This is a genomic window from Alicyclobacillus fructus, assembly GCF_017329605.1.
In the GTDB taxonomy this organism is placed as follows: Bacteria; Bacillota; Bacilli; order Alicyclobacillales; family Alicyclobacillaceae; genus Alicyclobacillus; species Alicyclobacillus fructus.
Genome location: NZ_JAFMTY010000072.1, coordinates 1 through 807, shown reverse-complemented (window position 1 = coordinate 807; position 807 = coordinate 1). Strand labels below are relative to the sequence as shown.

General features: G+C 53.5%; 1 protein-coding gene. It reads left to right on the top strand.

Annotated elements, in window-relative coordinates; all coding sequences use genetic code 11:
* Window positions 1–188: 188 nt before the first annotated feature.
* Entirely contained in the window at window positions 189–605 is a 417-nt protein-coding gene (locus tag J3481_RS14365; protein ID WP_012810505.1) for a hypothetical protein, read from the top strand.
* Window positions 606–807 lie beyond the last annotated feature (202 nt).

Genomic DNA, 807 nt, shown 5'->3' with positions numbered 1-807 from the left:
GGGCGAAGCGCGTTCGCGAAGGCGGACTGGATCCGACGATTTCGCGAGGGACGTGGTTGCGAAAGCCACAGACGCAGGTAGTGCCGAACAAGAAAGCGGAGAATCGCCGCGCAGCTTGCCGGAGGTGGCAGGGGCGCGGCGAGTTTTTTGCCCTGCAAAGTCCTCCCTTTGGGGAGGGATCATTATAAGTGATTCTCGAAATGATCGCTTGGTACGTCGTGATTGGTGGCGTGTTGATCGGGTGTCATTACCTTCATGTCGCTGTCGTTTGGCGGGTCTCGGCGGGAATGGGCTATTTGATTCTGTCGTGGCTTTGGTATTTGTCGTTGCGCAAGAATGACCCGTCGGTCAGCGACCCGTTCGGAGCGTTGATGATGGCGGGTTACACGGCGGCAGTGTGCTTGGGGCTTGCGTTTTCTTCGGTAACGCCTGTAAAAGGACTGATCGTGGGATATGTGTTGTGGGCCTGGGTTGCCAGCTCGTACGCTGGAAGGTTCGCGTTTCGCAAGAAGGAAGGAAATCTGGTGGAGATGCTCGGCGTGGTGATCTTTCCGCATGTGGTGGTCTGGGAAGATTGGTGGTTGAAGAAGCGAGGCGTATGTTAAGTGGGTTGAAGAGTTTGATTGTTGAGTTGTTTTGTGTGGAATGGAACGCGCTTTTCCATATGCGGCAGGGATGGTGTATTGTGGCGGTTTTGTCGCCTTTATATGGAAAAGGATTTTAATTCTCTAGTTGCGTCATTACGCGTTTCGACGAATGTTGACCATGTGGACAAGGTGGATGGCGATCGAGACGGTTTTGTTTCGT